This window comes from Halomonas sp. ML-15 (assembly GCF_014779595.1).
Classification (GTDB): Bacteria; Pseudomonadota; Gammaproteobacteria; order Pseudomonadales; family Halomonadaceae; genus Franzmannia.
Genome location: NZ_JACXZT010000019.1, coordinates 598,008 through 614,020, shown reverse-complemented (window position 1 = coordinate 614,020; position 16,013 = coordinate 598,008). Strand labels below are relative to the sequence as shown.

The window sequence follows — 16,013 nt, the reverse complement described above, 5'->3', positions numbered from 1 at the left end:
CTCTCCCATGACCACTTCCCCGTCAGCGCCGCGGCGCATTCTGGTGGTGCGTAACGATAAACTCGGCGATTTCATGCTCGCCTGGCCGGCCCTGGCGTGCCTCAAGCGGGCCGACGCAGGGCTGCATATCACCGCCCTGGTGCCGGCCTACACCGCGCCGCTGGCCGAGGCCTGCCCGTGGATCGACGCGGTGATCCTCGACCCCGGCGACGGCGCGCCGCGCCAGGCGCAGCGCGCACTGCTCGATCAGCTGCGCGCCGCTCGCTTCGACGCGCTGCTGACCCTGTTCTCGACACCACGCATCGGCTGGCTGGGCTTTCGCGCGGGTATCCCGGTACGGCTGGCACCGGCCACCAAGTGGGCTCAGCTATTCTACAACCATCGCGTAAGTCAGCGCAGGTCGCGCTCGCTAAAGCCCGAGTACAGCTACAATCTCGAGCTCGCCGAGGCGCTGCTGGTGAAGCTGGGCATCACCCCCCCGCAGGTCGCACCGCCCTACTGGCCGCTCGACGCAGGCCTGCGTGACGCCGAACGACGGCGCCTGGCAAAAACCCTCGACCTCGACCTCGCTCGACCCTGGGTCTTCCTGCACCCTGGCAGCGGCGGTTCGGCGGTCAACCTCGACAGCACTCAGTACGCGCACCTGGCGGCCGGCATCGCCCGGCATGCACAGTGCTCGCCACACTGGCTGCTGACCTTCGGCCCTGGCGAGCAGCAGACCGCCGAGAAGCTCTGCGAGGCACTAGGTGAACACAGGCTTGACGCCCAACTGGTGCCGCCGCGGGCGACGCTGCGCGATTTTGCACAGGGACTCGCCGCCGCCGACCTATTGATCGCCGGCTCCACCGGACCACTCCACGTGGCCGGCTGCCTCAACATGGCCACCGCCGGCTTTTATCCGGCCAAGCGCTCATCGACGCCGCTGCGCTGGCAGACCTGCAACGCCGCCGAGCAACGCCTGGCGTTCTGCCCTCCGCCGGGCAAGCACAGCGAGAGCGACATGTCGCGCATCGACCTGAACGATGCCGCCCTGCGTATCAGCGCACTGCTGGATCGTCAGGCGGTACGGTCCGGGTCCTGACCCACAGATCGGCATACTTGGCAAAGGTCGAGTGCGCCGACAACAGCGCCAGCAGCAGCCCCGCACGGCCGTCGAGAAAACCCGCCTTGAGCAGATACATGCGCACAAAGCAGCCCAGCCCATGGCCAATACCCGCCGCCAGACTGCCACGCTTGCCGCGTGCGGCACGCTGTTCGGCCCAGGCCTGGGCGTAGTGGGCCGATTTCTCCAGATAGTGGCGCAGATCGCGATAGGTAAAGTGCAGCAGATCACCCTGCAGATCGCGCACTGGCAGCTTCTGCGGGTTGGTGAGTTTCTCGTGCACCAGGGCGCTATCGTAATTGGCGCGCCCGCGCGGATAGAGTCGCGCGACGCGGTCGGGGTACCAGCCGGCGTGCCGGATATAGGCGCCGAAACACCATGACAGACGCGCCACGCGGTAGATGGCCGGCGCCTCACCCAGCACCGCCTCGATGCTGGCACGCAGCTCAGGGGTGACCCGCTCGTCGGCATCGACCATCAGTACCCAGTCGCTCTCTACCAGCGCCTCGGCGCGCTGACGCTGAACGCCGAAGCCCTGCCAGTCGGCATCCACCGCTACCTTATCGGCATAGCGCCGCGCGATCTCGACGCTGGCATCCTGGCTGCCGGCATCCAGCACCACCAGCTCATCGACCCAGCGCAGGGTCTCGAGGCAAGCGGCCAGGTGCTCGGCCTCGTTCTTGACGATCACTACCGCGGCCAACGACATGGGGCATCCTTCAAGGTCGGCAAACCGCCAAGTGTAGAGCTGCGCGGCGAACCCGGCAAACCCAAGGCCTGCAAGCGTATGAGCCAGCGCCGAGCCTTGCTAAGCTAGGAGGCACTCAGACTCTGCCGAGCGCTTGCCATGATCCCTGCCGTACTCCGCAACCCCAGGCTACGCCAGCCACGCTGGTGGGCACTGATCTTCCTGGGCGGCTGCCTGGCCTATGCGACGGCCTCGCTGCTGCCCTTCGGCCCCTGGCCATTTTTCCTGGTCGGCGCCGCTTGGCTGCTTATCGCCTATCTGTTCCGCTGGGGCGCGCCGCGTCACCCGCGACCGCCCAAGGCGGTGATCCCCTGGTCGCTGGTGCCACTGCTGCTGTGGTGGCTGTACGTCTATCTGGCGGCCAGCTTCGGCATCGTCGATCTGGGTGCCATCTATTTCCATCTGCAAGCAGGGATGACCGACCACGGCGGTGCCAGCCGTATCGTGGCTGCCATTGCCTCTACCCTTTGCGCGGTCGTCATTATCGTCGCCTTTACCTGGCTGGTACGTAACGATCATCGCTGGCGGCTGATTGAGCGCATCCTGGCGCTGCTGCTACTGGCCAGCAACCCGCTGCTCCACGGCATTACCCAGCGCAGTGCCGCCATCGTCGCCGATGATGGTGCCTGGCTCGACCGCCGCTATGTAGAGCCTGTGATCCACAGCACCCCGGATGCGCCGCCCAACTTGCTATTCATCTACATAGAGAGCATCGAGCGCACCTATGCCGACCGTGAACGCTTCGGCGACGCCTATGCCGACTTCGACGTGATCGGCGAGCAGGGCAAGGTCTTCGAAGGGGTTCGTCAGATCGATAACACCGGTTGGACCATGGCCGGCATGATCGCCAGCCAGTGCGGCAGCCCGCTGATGCCTGCGGGCCTGCTTCATGACCGTCAGTTCGAACCCCTCGACGATGTGGTCCCCGGCGTGACCTGCCTTGGCGACCTGCTCAGCGAGCAGGGATACCAGCAAACCTATCTGGGCGGGGCCAGCAAGGTCTTCGCCGGCAAGGGGCTGTTCTACTATGGTCACGGCTTCGACACCGTCTACGGTCGCGAGGAGCTGGTCCCGCGCATGGAGGATCCCGAATACCTCAACAGCTGGGGGCTCTACGACGATACCCTGTTCGATTTCGTCATCGAAGAGGTACGCGAACTGGACGCCGGCGACGCGCCCTGGAACCTCACCACCCTGACCATCGGCGCCCACGCCCCCTATGGTCATCCGGCTCAGCGCTGCCTCGACCGCCAGGGTGAGTTCGACGGCGTCGATATCCTCTACTCGGTGGAGTGCAACGCCTGGCTGACCCGTGAACTGCTCGAAGACCTCTCAGCCGAGGGACTGCTCGACAACACCCTGGTGGTGATCGCCAGCGACCACCTGACCATGCGCGTCTCGGCCTGGGATGACCTGATTGCCGGTCCCCGCGACAACACCTTTATGCTGCTCGGTAACGATCTGGAGCCCCAGCGCATCGAGCGCGAGTCGTCGATGGTCGACGTCTTCCCGACTATCCTCGAGGCCATGGGCTTCGAGATTCATCAGCACCGCGCCGGCCTCGGCGCTTCACTGCTGTCGCCGGTCCAGACGCTGCTCGAGCGCCATCAGATTGAGCTGATCAACACCAAGCTGCGCGAGGAGAGGGAGCTGCAATTGAGGCTATGGGATGGCCTGGCGCCGACAGCTCGCCAGCAGCAGGACGAGGGCCTCAGCGAGGAGGAGGAGGAGCTGCCACCGGTGATGTAGCTTACTCTGCAGGAGAGGCCATCAGCGCATCGAAGATGCGCTTCGGCAGCAGCTGGTTAAGACAGTTGGTGTGGCCCAGTGGGCAGACCCGTGCGAAGCATGGCGAACAGGCAAGGCCCAGGCGATGGATCTCTGCCCTAGCGGTCATCGGCGGTGTAAAGTCGGGCGACGAGGAGCCGTAGAGGGCATGCACCCGCGTCCCCACCGCTGCTGCCACGTGCATCAACCCCGAGTCGTTGGTCACTACCTGCTGGCAATCCGCCAGCAGATCCACGGCATCCGCCAGCTGCGTCTTTCCACACAGATTGTGCACGTGCTCCAACCCAGCGGCGATCTGCTCCCCATCCTCGACGTCCTTGGGGCCACCCAGCACCCGTACCTCATACCCCGCCTCAACCAGCCAAACAGCTAACTGCCGAAAGTAGGCTGGCGGCCACTGCTTGGCCGGTCCATATTCGGCGCCCGGCATCATGCCAATCGCCGGGCGCGATGAGAGTCCCAGGGCCAGGCGCAGTTCGACGAGATTGGCGGCGTCCACTGCCAGCCGCGGGCGTGGAATCGCAAAGTCGCCGTTAGCCGCCTCTTGGTCCGGCAAGCCCAGTGACACGAAGCGCTTGACGGTCTGATCGAGCCGCGCCTTGTCGAGATGGCGACGCCGGTTGAGCAGCACCACCCGCTGTTCACCGGTGAAACCGAGGCGCTGTGGAATACGCGCCAGAAATGGCACCAGCGCCGATTTCCACGAACGCGGCAGTACGATGGCGCGATCAAAGCGCCCGCGCAGCGCTGCCGCCAGCTGCCGGCGTGCCCGCCAGCCAAACTCACCGTGCCCCACCCCGAGGGCGATCGCCTCGTCGACTTCCGCCATGCGCGACAGCATCGGCAACGACCAGGCCGGCGCAACGACACCGATTCGGCACCCAGGGTGGCGCGCCTTGAGGGTCATCAGCAGGCTCTGCGCCATCACCATATCGCCGACCCAGGAGGGTCCTACGACCAGGAACCGCTCACCGGCATCAGCCATTCAACCACTCCAGATAGTCCCCTACGCCTTCGGCGACGGTCTTGAACTCATAGGGGTAGCCGGCGGCGCGCAGCCGTGAGATATCGGCGCGGGTATAGCTCTGGTAGCGCCCCTTGAGCTCGTCGGGAAAATCGATGAAGTCAATATCACCCTGTCGGTAGTAGTCGATCACACTCTCGGCGATGGCCTTGAAGGGCTCGGCGCGGCCGGTACCCAGGTTGAAGATGCCCGACTGCTCGGGATGCTCGAGGAACCACAGGTTGACATCAACCACGTCGCCAACATAAACAAAGTCGCGACTCTGCATGCCGGCGTCGTAGCCGTCCCAGGCGCCGAACAGCTTGGGGTTCTCGCCCGCCTTGACCTGGGTATGGTGGTGGTAGGCGACGCTCGCCATCTTGCCCTTGTGCTGCTCCCGCGGCCCATAGACGTTGAAGTAGCGGAAGCCCACTACCTGGCTGGCGAACTGGTCCCAGCGAGCCCGCACATACTGATCGAACAGCAGCTTGGAGTAGCCGTAGACGTTAAGCGGACGCTCGTGCTCGGGCGCTTCGACGAACACCTCGCTGCCGCCGTAGGTCGCCGCCGAGGAGGCATATAGAAATGGAATACCCTTGTGCTGGCAGTAGTGCAGCAGCACCTTGGAGTACTCGAAATTGTTCTCGAGCATAAAGCGGCCGTCCCACTCGGTGGTGTCCGAGCAGGCACCCTGGTGAAAGATCGCTTCGATACTTGGCAAGCTGGCGTCTTCGCCTCGCAGTTCGGCCTCGACACGCATCAGGAAATCGTCCTTGTCGAGGTAGTCACCCAGGGTGCAGTCGGCCAGGTTGACGAACTTGGTTCCGTCACTCAGATCGTCGACCACCAGCACATCCTCGCGGCCACGCGCGTTCAGCGCCTTGACCAGATTGGCACCGATAAAACCGGCGCCGCCCGTCACTACGATCATCTCTGTATCCTCTTCCGTTGCCGCGCACCGCCGAGGCAGGCGTCGGGGCGATGGCCGGAGCGACATTCCTGCGCCGCGCCTATAACCGATTCGCTGGTAATTGTATACTTGGCGGTTCTTGAATTCATGGGCCAACGGTGCATCAGCAATGACACAGTCGACGCCAGACGTGACAACCTTCCAGGGGCTGATTCTCGCCCTGCAGCAATACTGGGCCGAACACGGCTGCGTGATCATGCAGCCGCTGGATATGGAAGTTGGTGCCGGCACCTTTCATCCGGCTACCTTCCTGCGTGCCATTGGTCCCGAGACCTGGAACGCCGCCTACGTCCAGCCCTCTCGCCGCCCGACCGACGGCCGCTACGGCGAGAACCCCAACCGCCTGCAGCACTACTATCAGTTCCAGGTAGTGATGAAGCCATCTCCTTCCAACCTCCAGGACCTCTACTTGGGTTCCCTTGAGCGTCTCGGAATCGATCCGCTGGTCCACGACATCCGCTTCGTCGAAGACAACTGGGAGTCCCCGACTCTGGGCGCCTGGGGACTAGGCTGGGAGGTCTGGCTCAATGGCATGGAAGTCACCCAGTTTACCTATTTTCAGCAGGCCGGTGGCATCGAGTGCTACCCGGTCACCGGCGAGCTGACCTATGGGCTCGAGCGCATCGCCATGTACCTGCAGGACGTCGACAGCGTCTATGACCTGATCTGGACCCATGCGCCCGATGGTCGCAAGGTCACCTATGGCGACGTCTATCTGCAGAACGAGCGCGAACAGTCGGCCTATAATTTCGAGCACGCCGACGTGCCGGCACTCTTCGGCGCCTTCGACCATCAGGAGCGCGAGTGCAGCAAGCTGCTCGAAGCCGGCCTGCCGCTGCCCGCCTACGAGATGGTGCTCAAGGCATCGCATACCTTCAACCTGCTCGATGCGCGCCACGCCATCTCGGTCACCGAACGACAGCGCTTCATACTGCGCGTGCGTACCATGGCCCGCGACGTGGCCCACGCCTACTACGAATCACGCAAGGCCGCCGGCTTCCCCATGGCACCGGACGCCCTTCGACGCGAGCTGCTCGACGCAGCCGCCGCCGACACACAGGGAGACGCATGAGTATGGCTTTCCACTCGCTTCTGGTCGAACTCGGGGTCGAGGAACTGCCCCCCACTGCCATTGATCGCCTCTCCGATGCACTGGCCGCCGGCATCCGCCAGGGACTGAGCGACGCCGAGGTGAGCTTCGGCAAGGTCACCGCCTACGCCTCGCCGCGCCGCCTGGCTGTTCATATCAGCGAGCTGGCCGACAAGCAGCCCGATCGCGAGATCGAGCGCCGAGGGCCAGCCCTGGCTGCCGCCTTCAAGGATGGCCAACCCACCAAAGCCGCCGAGGGCTTCGCCCGCTCCTGCGGCGTCGACGTCAGTGACCTGATCCACCTCGAAACTGACAAGGGCACCTGGCTCGGCTTTCGTGAACGCCAGCAGGGTGACACCATCGAGCGGCTTCTGCCGGTCATCGTCGACAAGGCCATCGCGGCGCTTCCGGTACCCAAGAACATGCGCTGGGGCGCCTCTCGCATTGAATTCTCTCGCCCAGTCCACTGGTTGGTGATGCTATATGGCGATCGCGTGATTGAGGCCGAGACACTTGGCCTCAAGGCGGATCGCCTCACCTATGGGCACCGTTTTCATGCCCCCGGCGCGATCTCGCTGGCCCATGCTGACGACTATCTCGGCGCACTCGAGAACGCCTATGTCCTGGCAGATCGTCAGCGCCGCCGTGAGCGTATTCGCGAGCAGGTGCTTGCCGAGGCAGAAGTACTGGACGCCCAGGCCGTCATCGACGAGGCGCTGCTCACCGAGGTCAGCGGCCTGGTCGAGTGGCCCGTAGCGCTCACCGGTAGCTTCGATGAGCGCTTCCTCGAAGTGCCGCCGGAGTGTCTGATCTCCTCGATGAAGGCCAACCAGAAGTACTTCCATCTCCTCGGCGAGGACGGCAAGCTCAAGCCACTGTTCATTACCATCGCCAATATCGAGAGCCACGATCCAGAACGCGTTATCGACGGCAACGAGAAGGTGATTCGCCCGCGTCTGGCTGATGCCGCCTTTTTCTATGACATCGACCGCAAGACGCCACTCGCAGAGCGCCAGGCAGGTCTCGGCGAGGTGGTCTTTCAGCAGCAGCTCGGCTCGCTGGCCGATAAGGCACAACGTACCGCCGTGGTGGCACACGCCATCGCCGAACGCATCGGTGGCGATAGCGCCCATGCCGAGCGTGCTGCACGACTAGCCAAGTGCGACCTGGTCACTGAAATGGTGCTCGAATTCCCTGAGCTGCAGGGCATCATGGGCTGCTACTACGCCCGCCAGGACGGTGAGCCCGAGGAAGTTGCTCAGGCGCTTTATGAGCAGTACCTGCCACGCTTTGCCACTGATGAGATCCCGCAGTCCCGCACCGGCCTGGCGCTGGCACTGGCCGACCGCCTCGATACTCTGACCGGCATCTTCGGTATCGGCCAGCGCCCCACCGGTGCCAAAGATCCCTTTGCACTGCGCCGCGCGGCCATCGGTATTCTCAACATCATGGTCAAGGGCGAGCTCGACCTCGACCTGCGTGAATTGCTTGAGCTGGCTGCCTCGCAGCATCGCGACCTGCCCCAGGCGGATCATTTGGTCGACGATGTGCTCGACTATATGCTCGAGCGCTTTCGCGCCTGGGCCCAGGACGAAGGCGTCTCGGTCGGGAGCTATCTGGCGGTCCGCGCCCGCCCGGTCACACGCCCGCTAGATTTCGCCCGCCGCCTGTATGCTGTACAAGCCTTTACTCAGCGCGACGAGGCTGCGGCATTGGCTGCGGCCAATAAGCGCGTTTCCAATATTCTCGCCAAGCAGGAAGGCGCCGTTGGTAGCCAAGTAGTGGCAAATCTGCTGCAAGAGCCCGCCGAGCGGTCGCTGCATGACGCAGTTACCCAGCAACGCGAGCATGTCATGCCGCTATTTGCCAAGGCCCGCTATGCCGAGGCTCTAGATGCCCTTGCGACCCTTCGCGAGCCGGTAGACGCCTTCTTCGAGCAGGTGATGGTAATGGCCGAAGATCCAGCCGTACGCGACAACCGTCTGGCTCTGCTCGCCGAACTCCAATCACTATTCCTTGAAGTGGCAGATATCGCCGAGCTTCAGCAGTAAGCTTGATAGGCGACTAGGTTGGGGCCGGCGAACAATGCTCGCCGGCCCTTTTCTATGCCACCACGCCGTCATGCCGTATGTTTCACGTGGAACATCGCGGCTATGGAAACGCATTGGCAGTGCGTTACCTCAGCCTTGGCAGACGATGTTCCACGTGAAACACTGCGTCTCACTGCCAGCCGTGAATAACAGGACCCCCATGCCACCTCTAGCCGACCACTTGGTGATTCTCGACCGCGACGGAGTCATCAACAAAGACTCCGACGACTATATAAAGTCACTGGACGAGTTTGAGCCTTATCCCCAGGCTATCGACGCAATCTCACGGCTATGCCAGGCAAGTTGGACAGTTGCCGTGGCCACCAACCAATCAGGCATAGCGCGTGGCTACTACGACGAGGCCACTCTCGGCATCATGCATGAGCACCTGAAGGCTTTGATTGCCGACACCGGAGGCCGGCTAGCGCATATCGCCTACTGCCCTCACGGGCCCGATGATGGCTGCGACTGTCGCAAGCCACTGCCGGGCATGCTCAAGCAAATACAGCACGCCCTGCAGCTGGAATCATTGGAAGGCAGCTGGATGGTAGGTGATAGCCTACGAGACCTGCAGGCGGGTGAGGCCGTGGGTTGCCACCTTGCCCTGGTGCGCACCGGAAAAGGCAAGCGAACACTGGCCAAGCATCCGGAACTGGCTTCCCCAGAAGGCCAAACACGGATCTTCGATGACCTGGGCGGTTTCGCTGACTGGTTAGTCGACGCACGATAACCAAGGCAATACCGTGCCGACAATAAAAAACCCCGACATTGAAAGATGTCGGGGCTCTTGCTTGGCGCTAAGCAACATGTTCCACGTGAAACATCACACGTCGAGATTAGCCACTAAGGCAAACCGCTCGATGAAGTCGCGCCGCGGCTCAACCTCATCCCCCATCAGGGTATTGAACATCATGTCGGCGGCCACAGCATCTTCGATGGTCACCCGCAGCATCCGTCGAGTCTCCGGATTCATAGTGGTATCCCACAGCTGATCCGGATTCATTTCCCCCAGACCCTTATAGCGCTGGATAGAGAAGCCGCGCTGGGCCTCCTTCATCAGCCATTCAAGCGCTTCGTAGAAGGTCGTCACCGGGTGCTGACGCTCGCCCCGTGCCACATAGGCACTCTCATCGAGCAAGCCATTCAGCGTTTCTCCCAGCTTGGCCAGAGCACGATAGTCAGCGCTGCGGAAGAAATCCACACCCCAGACATAATCAGTGGTCACGCCATGTGCCGCCAGAGAAACCGCCGGCAAGAAAAAGCCTCGTTCAGTATCTTCCTGGAGCTCGAAGGTATAGCGCGGCCCGCCTTGATAAGCCACTACATCGTCCATTTCCTTCTGAAGGAAATCGATCCAGTGCTGCATGGTCACGCGGTCCTTGAGACTCTCTTCCGCCTCCAGGGTTGCGGCGTGCGCGATTTTACGCAGCACCTCGCTCGGATAGACCCGTGACAACCGGTCGATACGCTTCATCACGTCGCGGTACTGGTTGACCAAGACCTCTAGCTGCTCACCAGCAATACCCGGCGCGTCCGCGTTGACGTAGAGCCGTGCACCGTCCAGAGCAGTAGTAGTCAAATAGTCGATCAGAGCCTGCTCGTCTTTAAGATAGCTCTCCTGCTTGCCCCGCTTGATCTTGTAAAGCGGCGGCTGTGCAATAAAGACGTGACCTCTCTCGATCAGCTGGGACATCTGGCGGAAAAAGAAGGTCAGCAGCAAGGTACGGATATGCGAGCCGTCGACATCAGCATCGGTCATGATGATAATCGAGTGATAACGCAACTTGTCGGGGTTGAACTCTTCTCGACCAATGCCGCAGCCAAGGGCAGTGATCAGCGTGCCGACTTCAGCCGACGAGAGCATCTTGTCAAAACGTGCTTTCTCGACGTTGAGGATCTTGCCCTTGAGCGGCAGAATTGCCTGGGTACGGCGATCACGCCCCTGCTTGGCACTGCCGCCCGCCGAATCGCCCTCTACCAGGTAGAGCTCTGAGAGGCTTGGATCCTTCTCCTGGCAATCGGCCAACTTGCCGGGCAGCCCGGCGATATCCAACGCGCCTTTGCGGCGCGTCATGTCACGCGCTTTGCGCGCTGCTTCACGGGCACGCGCAGCCTCAAGCATCTTGTTGACGATCGCCTTTGCCTCGGCCGGCTTTTCAACCAGATACTCAGCAAAAAGACGACCCATCTCCTGCTCGACAGCGGTCTTCACCTCGGAAGAAACCAGCTTCTCCTTGGTCTGCGACGAGAACTTGGGGTCAGGCACCTTCACCGAAATGATCGCCGTCAGCCCCTCACGTGCATCATCGCCAGCGGTATTGACCTTGGCCTTCTTGAGCAGGCCCTCGGCCTCGATATAGTTGTTCAGCGTCCGGGTCAAGGATGCACGGAAGCCCGCCAGGTGGGTACCGCCATCTCGCTGGGGAATGTTATTGGTATAGCAGAAGATATTCTCTGCAAAGGTATCATTCCACTGCATCGCCACTTCAACACCGACACCATCTTCACGCTCAGCGCTGAAATGAAACACCGGGTTGATGGCCGTCTTGTTGGTGTTGAGGTGGTCGACGAAAGCCCGTAGCCCCCCCTCATAGTGAAAGAGCTCCTCTTTGCCACTACGCTCATCGAGCAAGCGAATCGCCACACCGGAATTGAGAAAAGAGAGCTCTCTCAATCGCTTGGCGAGAATATCGTAGTGAAACTCGATATTGCCAAAGGTTTCAGGGGACGGACGGAAGTGAACCCGCGTACCCGTCTTTTCACTCTTACCAACCACACTCAGTGGTGCCTCAGGGACACCATGGTGATAAATCTGCTCATGTACCTGGCCGGCACGCCAGATCGTCAACTTGAGCTCCTCTGACAGCGCATTGACGACTGAAACCCCTACGCCATGAAGACCACCGGACACCTTGTAAGAATTATCATCGAACTTACCGCCAGCATGCAGCACCGTCATGATCACTTCGGCGGCCGACACGCCTTCTTCTTCATGGATGTCCGTTGGCACACCGCGGCCATTATCGCTCACGGTTATCGTCTCATCCGGGTGGATGACAACGCGAATCTCGCTGCAATAGCCCGCCAGCGCTTCATCGATGGAGTTGTCCACCAGCTCGAACACCATATGGTGCAGTCCCGTACCATCATCGGTGTCACCGATATACATGCCAGGACGCTTGCGTACCGCATCCAGCCCTTTGAGGACCTTGATGCTCGATGAGTCGTAAGCTTGTTCGCTCATTGACTACTCCGTCGTGAAGTCTTTCGTTCCGTGGGTCACTGTCGCCGAGTCATCCAGGACGACCTTGCCATGTTTCACGTGAAACACACTGAAAGGGGTATCTGGCTGCCAGGCATCATACAGAGCTTGGGGCTCGACGCTGGTGATGAACGCCTGACATCGCATTGTTTCCAACCATTGGCAAAACACCTGCTGATGTCGTGCATCGAGCTCCGCAGGCAGATCATCGATCAGATACAGGCAAGAGCGTCCTGTCTGCTGCTCAAGCAACCGTCCTTGAGCAAGTTTTAATGCGCTGACGACGAGCTTCTGCTGGCCGCGGGACAGTACCTCTACCGCGGGCCTACGCTCAAGCCGAAGTCGCAGGTCGGCTCGCTGAGGGCCTTGCTGAGTAAAGCCCATCTGACTATCGCTCTTCCTGCTCTGCCCAAGCACATCCGACAGCGCTCGCTGCCGATCCCAACCTCGCGAATAACGCAATGACAAGCCAGGCAAAGGCAGCAGTGCCGCCAACGTTTCTTCAAATACGGGGACGAAGGCGGCCATGTAATCGCTACGCAGGGCGTCTAACCGTTCGCCCCACTGTGCTAATTCGTGCTCCCAAACTGACAGGGAGCGGTCGTCCATTCTACCATGCCTTAATAGCGCGTTCCGATGTTTCAGCGCCCGCCGCACGCCCTTCCAGACGTCAAAAAAGTCATGTTTCACGTGAAACACGCCCCAGTCGAGAAACTCGCGGCGCGCCGATGGCGACCCCTCAAGCAGGCGGAAGGCATCAGGGTTAATCAGCTGCAGTGGAAGCGCGTCGACCAGGCATGCCACACGGGCGACACGCTCGCCGGCCATACGCATCTCCAGCTCACTTCCTGAGCGCTGGCGGCGTATACCGATCGGCAGAGGCGGATCACCGGCTAGTCGTGCATGCAGCGTCAGCGCGTCATCGTCGTGGGCAACGGCGTGCTTAAGCTGCTGGGTACGAAAGGAGCGGCCCATGCCGAGGATATGAATACCTTCCAGCAGGCTAGTCTTACCGCTGCCATTGGCTCCCAGAACCAGGTTAATTCCGGGGTGAGGCCGCAGGTCCAGGGGCGCCAGGTTACGCAGCCCCTGAAAGGCGAGACGTTCAATCGTCATAGGCGTGGCGTAAAGCCCCGTGCCTAGAGGCGCATCGGCATGACGACATACATTGCATCGCCGCCGCCGGGCTCCTCCATCAGCGCACTGCTGTTGGGGTCGGCGAGAGTCATCTGCACGCGGTCCTCATCGAGCACCCCCAGCACATCGATCAAATAGCCGACGTTAAAGCCGATCTCCATGGCGGCACCACTGTACTCGACCGCCACGTTCTCTTCGGCCTCTTCCTGCTCAGGGTTATTGGCCATGACCCGCAGGTTGCCTTCCTCCAGATGGAGCCGCACCCCACGGTACTTCTCGTTGGAGAGAATCGAGGTGCGCGAGAGCACCTGACGCAGTTCGGCTCGCTCGGCGATAAAGACCTTGTCTCCCCCCCTCGGAACCACCCGCTCATAGTCGGGAAACTTTCCGTCGACCAGCTTGGAGGTAAAGGTGAAATCACCGGTATGGGCACGCACATGACTGGCGCCGAGCGTCAGGCTTACCGGTTCATCGCTGTCATCCAACAGGCGTACCAGCTCGAGAATCCCCTTACGCGGCACGATCAGCTTCTGGGCCGGCTCAACGCTGATCTCTACCGGCCGCGAACATACGGCCAGGCGGTGGCCGTCGGTGGCCACGGTACGTACCAGGTTGGAGCGCAGCTCAAGCAGCATGCCATTCAAGTAATAGCGCACATCCTGCTGAGCCATGGCAAAGGACGTCGCGTCGATCAAATGCTTGAGGGTGCCGCGCGGTAGGCTCAGCTCGACGCTGCCCTGCCCCTCTTCGATATTGGGAAATTCCGCCACTGGAAGCGTCGACAGGGTAAAACGCGAACGCCCACTGCGCAGTACCGCTCGCCCCTCTTCCAACGCAAGGCTTATCTCGGCCTGTTCGGGTAGCGACTTGCAGATATCCATCAGCTTACGGGCAGGGACGGTAGCCGCCCCCGGCTGGTCAACCTGCATCGGCGCTGTGCGACCGATCAGCTCAACCTCGAGATCTGTACCGGTGAGCGACAGCTCATCGGCACTGACCTGAATCAGCACGTTGGATAGCACCGGCAGCGTCTGGCGCCGTTCGACCACGCCGGCGACCAGCGTCAAAGGGCGCAGCAAGGCTTCGCGGGAGATGGAAAATTTCATGGAGGCTCCACTCTTGTCCTGAGTTTCGATGGCTTGCATCGCCGCGATCAGCTGGTCAGCAACCGCAGCAGATTCTTGTAGTCCTCGCGGATGTCCGCGCTTTCTTCCTTGAGCGACTGCACCTTGCGACATGCGTGCAATACGGTGGTGTGGTCGCGTCCGCCGAAGGCATCACCAATCTCCGGCAGACTATGGTTGGTCAGTTCTTTCGCCAGTGCCATGGCGACCTGGCGAGGCCGAGCAACCGAACGCGAACGGCGCTTGGAAAGCAAGTCGGCCAACTTGATCTTGTAGTACTCGGCCACCGTGCGCTGGATATTGTCGACCCCCACCTGCTTGTCCTGCAGCGCCAGGAGGTCCTTAAGCGACTCGCGAATAAAGTCCTGGGTTATTGGCTTACCCATGAAATGGGAGTCGGCGATCACCTTCTTCAGGGCGCCCTCCAGCTCACGCACGTTGGAACGAATCTTCTGAGCAATGAAGAAAGCGGCATCGTGAGGTAGATCGACCTTGGCCTGGTCGGCCTTCTTCATCAGTATCGCCACTCGCGTTTCGAGCTCCGGGGGTTCGATGGCAACGGTCAACCCCCACCCGAAGCGCGACTTGAGCCGTTCTTCTACACCGCTGATTTCCTTGGGGTATCTATCGGAGGTCAGGATCATCTGCTGGCCCCCTTCAAGCAGCGCATTGAAGGTGTGGAAGAACTCTTCCTGGGAGCGCTCCTTGCCAGCAAAGAACTGGATATCATCGATCAGCAGAGCGTCGACGCTGCGGTAGAAGCGCTTGAAGTCGTTGATGGCATTCAGCTGCAGCGCCTTGACCATGTCGGCTACGAAGCGCTCTGAGTGCAGATAGACCACCTTGGCATTCTGCCGCCGTGTAGCGAGGGCGTTACCCACCGCATGCATCAGATGCGTCTTGCCCAGACCCACTCCGCCGTACAGGAACAGGGGATTGTAGGCACCGCCAGGGTTTTCCGATACCTGCCTCGAGGCGGCGCGTGCAAGCTGGTTCGATTTACCCTCAACAAAGGTTTCGAAGGTAAAATTGGCATTGAGGCCGGTATGGTGCTTGAGGCTGCCCTCGACTTGAACCTGACGTTCACCGCCGCGCGAGGAGCTGCGCGACGGCTCATCGCGAAGCGCCTCGATGTCGCGCTCGTCGCCGCGATCACCGCGCGGTGACGTATGCACCGCCGGGGCAACCGGTTGACGCGGCGCCGCGGACACAGGATTGCCGAGCTCACGGGTCTGGGGGCTGGGTGCAGCACGCCGACTCCCCACGACGAGTGTCACCTTGGGGGGCTTGGTAGGCGCCAGCTCACGTAGCAATTCATTGATTCGCTTGATGTACTTGTCGCTTACCCAATCTCGCACGAAACGGTTGGGCGCCAACAGGCAGAGTTCGTTGGATTCCCCCTGTTCCGCCTGGAGGGGGCGAATCCAGGTGTTGAACTGCTGCGAGTTAAGCTCGTCCTGCAGAAAATCCAAACATTGTTGCCAAAGAGCGACCGACACGCGACCTCACCATCCTGTTGATGAATGACCGGCCATTGTATCGCTCAAGCCACAAGTTATCCACACGCCAAAGCGACGCCCAGGCACTGTGGAAAACTCGACTGGCTGGTGGGTGCCAGACCAGCGCATCAGTGCCGAAAGAACGAGTATGCAGACACCTGCTTACCGCTTGACGATCAGAATCGACACGATACGAGCGA

12 protein-coding genes are annotated in these 16,013 nt (G+C 61.3%); 5 read left to right on the top strand and 7 right to left on the bottom strand.

What is annotated here, in order from left to right:
• Positions 1 to 7 precede the first annotated feature (7 nt).
• Entirely contained in the window at positions 8 to 1,081 is a 1,074-nt protein-coding gene (locus tag IEI94_RS14465) for a glycosyltransferase family 9 protein (RefSeq protein WP_191167991.1), read from the top strand.
• Here IEI94_RS14465 and IEI94_RS14460 read toward each other — a convergent pair.
• Positions 1,038 to 1,811, bottom strand: a complete 774-nt coding sequence (locus tag IEI94_RS14460; protein ID WP_191167990.1) for a glycosyltransferase family 2 protein — start codon at positions 1,809 to 1,811, stop codon at positions 1,038 to 1,040. The genes IEI94_RS14465 and IEI94_RS14460 overlap by 44 nt on opposite strands.
• 138 nt (positions 1,812 to 1,949) lie before the next feature.
• Here IEI94_RS14460 and IEI94_RS14455 point away from each other — a divergent pair, with 138 nt between their 5' ends.
• Entirely contained in the window at positions 1,950 to 3,599 is a 1,650-nt protein-coding gene (locus IEI94_RS14455; protein ID WP_191167989.1) for a sulfatase-like hydrolase/transferase, read from the top strand.
• A 1-nt stretch (position 3,600) separates the two neighbouring features.
• Here IEI94_RS14455 and waaF read toward each other — a convergent pair whose 3' ends face one another.
• A complete protein-coding gene (gene waaF / locus IEI94_RS14450) occupies positions 3,601 to 4,623 on the bottom strand; it encodes a lipopolysaccharide heptosyltransferase II (protein ID WP_191167988.1) in 1,023 nt (340 codons plus the stop codon).
• Positions 4,616 to 5,572 carry an ADP-glyceromanno-heptose 6-epimerase gene (gene rfaD, locus IEI94_RS14445; protein WP_191167987.1) on the bottom strand — a complete coding sequence of 319 codons (957 nt, stop codon included), beginning with the start codon at positions 5,570 to 5,572 and terminating at the stop codon, positions 4,616 to 4,618. Before rfaD ends, waaF begins: the two co-directional genes overlap by 8 nt.
• A 148-nt stretch (positions 5,573 to 5,720) precedes the next feature.
• Between rfaD and glyQ the strand changes: the two genes are divergently transcribed.
• From glyQ to gmhB, 3 genes are all read left to right on the top strand, one after another.
• A complete protein-coding gene (glyQ, locus tag IEI94_RS14440) occupies positions 5,721 to 6,683 on the top strand; it encodes a glycine--tRNA ligase subunit alpha (protein WP_191167986.1) in 963 nt (320 codons plus the stop codon).
• A 2-nt stretch (positions 6,684 to 6,685) separates the two neighbouring features.
• Complete coding sequence (gene glyS / locus IEI94_RS14435) at positions 6,686 to 8,752, top strand: glycine--tRNA ligase subunit beta (protein WP_191169608.1); 2,067 nt, start codon at positions 6,686 to 6,688, stop codon at positions 8,750 to 8,752.
• A gap of 199 nt (positions 8,753 to 8,951) precedes the next feature.
• Positions 8,952 to 9,521, top strand: a complete 570-nt coding sequence (gmhB, locus tag IEI94_RS14430) for a D-glycero-beta-D-manno-heptose 1,7-bisphosphate 7-phosphatase (protein WP_191167985.1) — start codon at positions 8,952 to 8,954, stop codon at positions 9,519 to 9,521.
• Between the two features lie 93 nt (positions 9,522 to 9,614).
• Here gmhB and gyrB read toward each other — a convergent pair whose 3' ends face one another.
• The 4 genes from gyrB to dnaA are packed head-to-tail and all read right to left on the bottom strand — an operon-like array spanning position 9,615 to position 15,813.
• A complete protein-coding gene (gene gyrB, locus IEI94_RS14425) occupies positions 9,615 to 12,035 on the bottom strand; it encodes a DNA topoisomerase (ATP-hydrolyzing) subunit B (protein ID WP_191167984.1) in 2,421 nt (806 codons plus the stop codon).
• 3 nt (positions 12,036 to 12,038) lie between these two features.
• Complete coding sequence (gene recF, locus IEI94_RS14420) at positions 12,039 to 13,169, bottom strand: DNA replication/repair protein RecF (RefSeq protein ID WP_191167983.1); 1,131 nt, start codon at positions 13,167 to 13,169, stop codon at positions 12,039 to 12,041.
• Between the two features lie 23 nt (positions 13,170 to 13,192).
• Complete coding sequence (gene dnaN, locus IEI94_RS14415) at positions 13,193 to 14,296, bottom strand: DNA polymerase III subunit beta (RefSeq protein ID WP_191167982.1); 1,104 nt, start codon at positions 14,294 to 14,296, stop codon at positions 13,193 to 13,195.
• 47 nt (positions 14,297 to 14,343) lie between these two features.
• Complete coding sequence (dnaA, locus tag IEI94_RS14410) at positions 14,344 to 15,813, bottom strand: chromosomal replication initiator protein DnaA (protein ID WP_191167981.1); 1,470 nt, start codon at positions 15,811 to 15,813, stop codon at positions 14,344 to 14,346.
• Between the last annotated feature and the right edge of the window lie 200 nt (positions 15,814 to 16,013).

Coding starts and splice junctions, on each gene's coding strand:
- IEI94_RS14465 (WP_191167991.1), top strand. CDS start 8: ATGACCACTTCCCCGTCAGCGCCGCGGCGCATTCTGGTGGTGCGTAAC.
- IEI94_RS14460 (WP_191167990.1), bottom strand. CDS start 1,811: ATGTCGTTGGCCGCGGTAGTGATCGTCAAGAACGAGGCCGAGCACCTG.
- IEI94_RS14455 (WP_191167989.1), top strand. CDS start 1,950: ATGATCCCTGCCGTACTCCGCAACCCCAGGCTACGCCAGCCACGCTGG.
- waaF (WP_191167988.1), bottom strand. CDS start 4,623: ATGGCTGATGCCGGTGAGCGGTTCCTGGTCGTAGGACCCTCCTGGGTC.
- rfaD (WP_191167987.1), bottom strand. CDS start 5,572: ATGATCGTAGTGACGGGCGGCGCCGGTTTTATCGGTGCCAATCTGGTC.
- glyQ (WP_191167986.1), top strand. CDS start 5,721: ATGACACAGTCGACGCCAGACGTGACAACCTTCCAGGGGCTGATTCTC.
- glyS (WP_191169608.1), top strand. CDS start 6,686: ATGGCTTTCCACTCGCTTCTGGTCGAACTCGGGGTCGAGGAACTGCCC.
- gmhB (WP_191167985.1), top strand. CDS start 8,952: ATGCCACCTCTAGCCGACCACTTGGTGATTCTCGACCGCGACGGAGTC.
- gyrB (WP_191167984.1), bottom strand. CDS start 12,035: ATGAGCGAACAAGCTTACGACTCATCGAGCATCAAGGTCCTCAAAGGG.
- recF (WP_191167983.1), bottom strand. CDS start 13,169: ATGACGATTGAACGTCTCGCCTTTCAGGGGCTGCGTAACCTGGCGCCC.
- dnaN (WP_191167982.1), bottom strand. CDS start 14,296: ATGAAATTTTCCATCTCCCGCGAAGCCTTGCTGCGCCCTTTGACGCTG.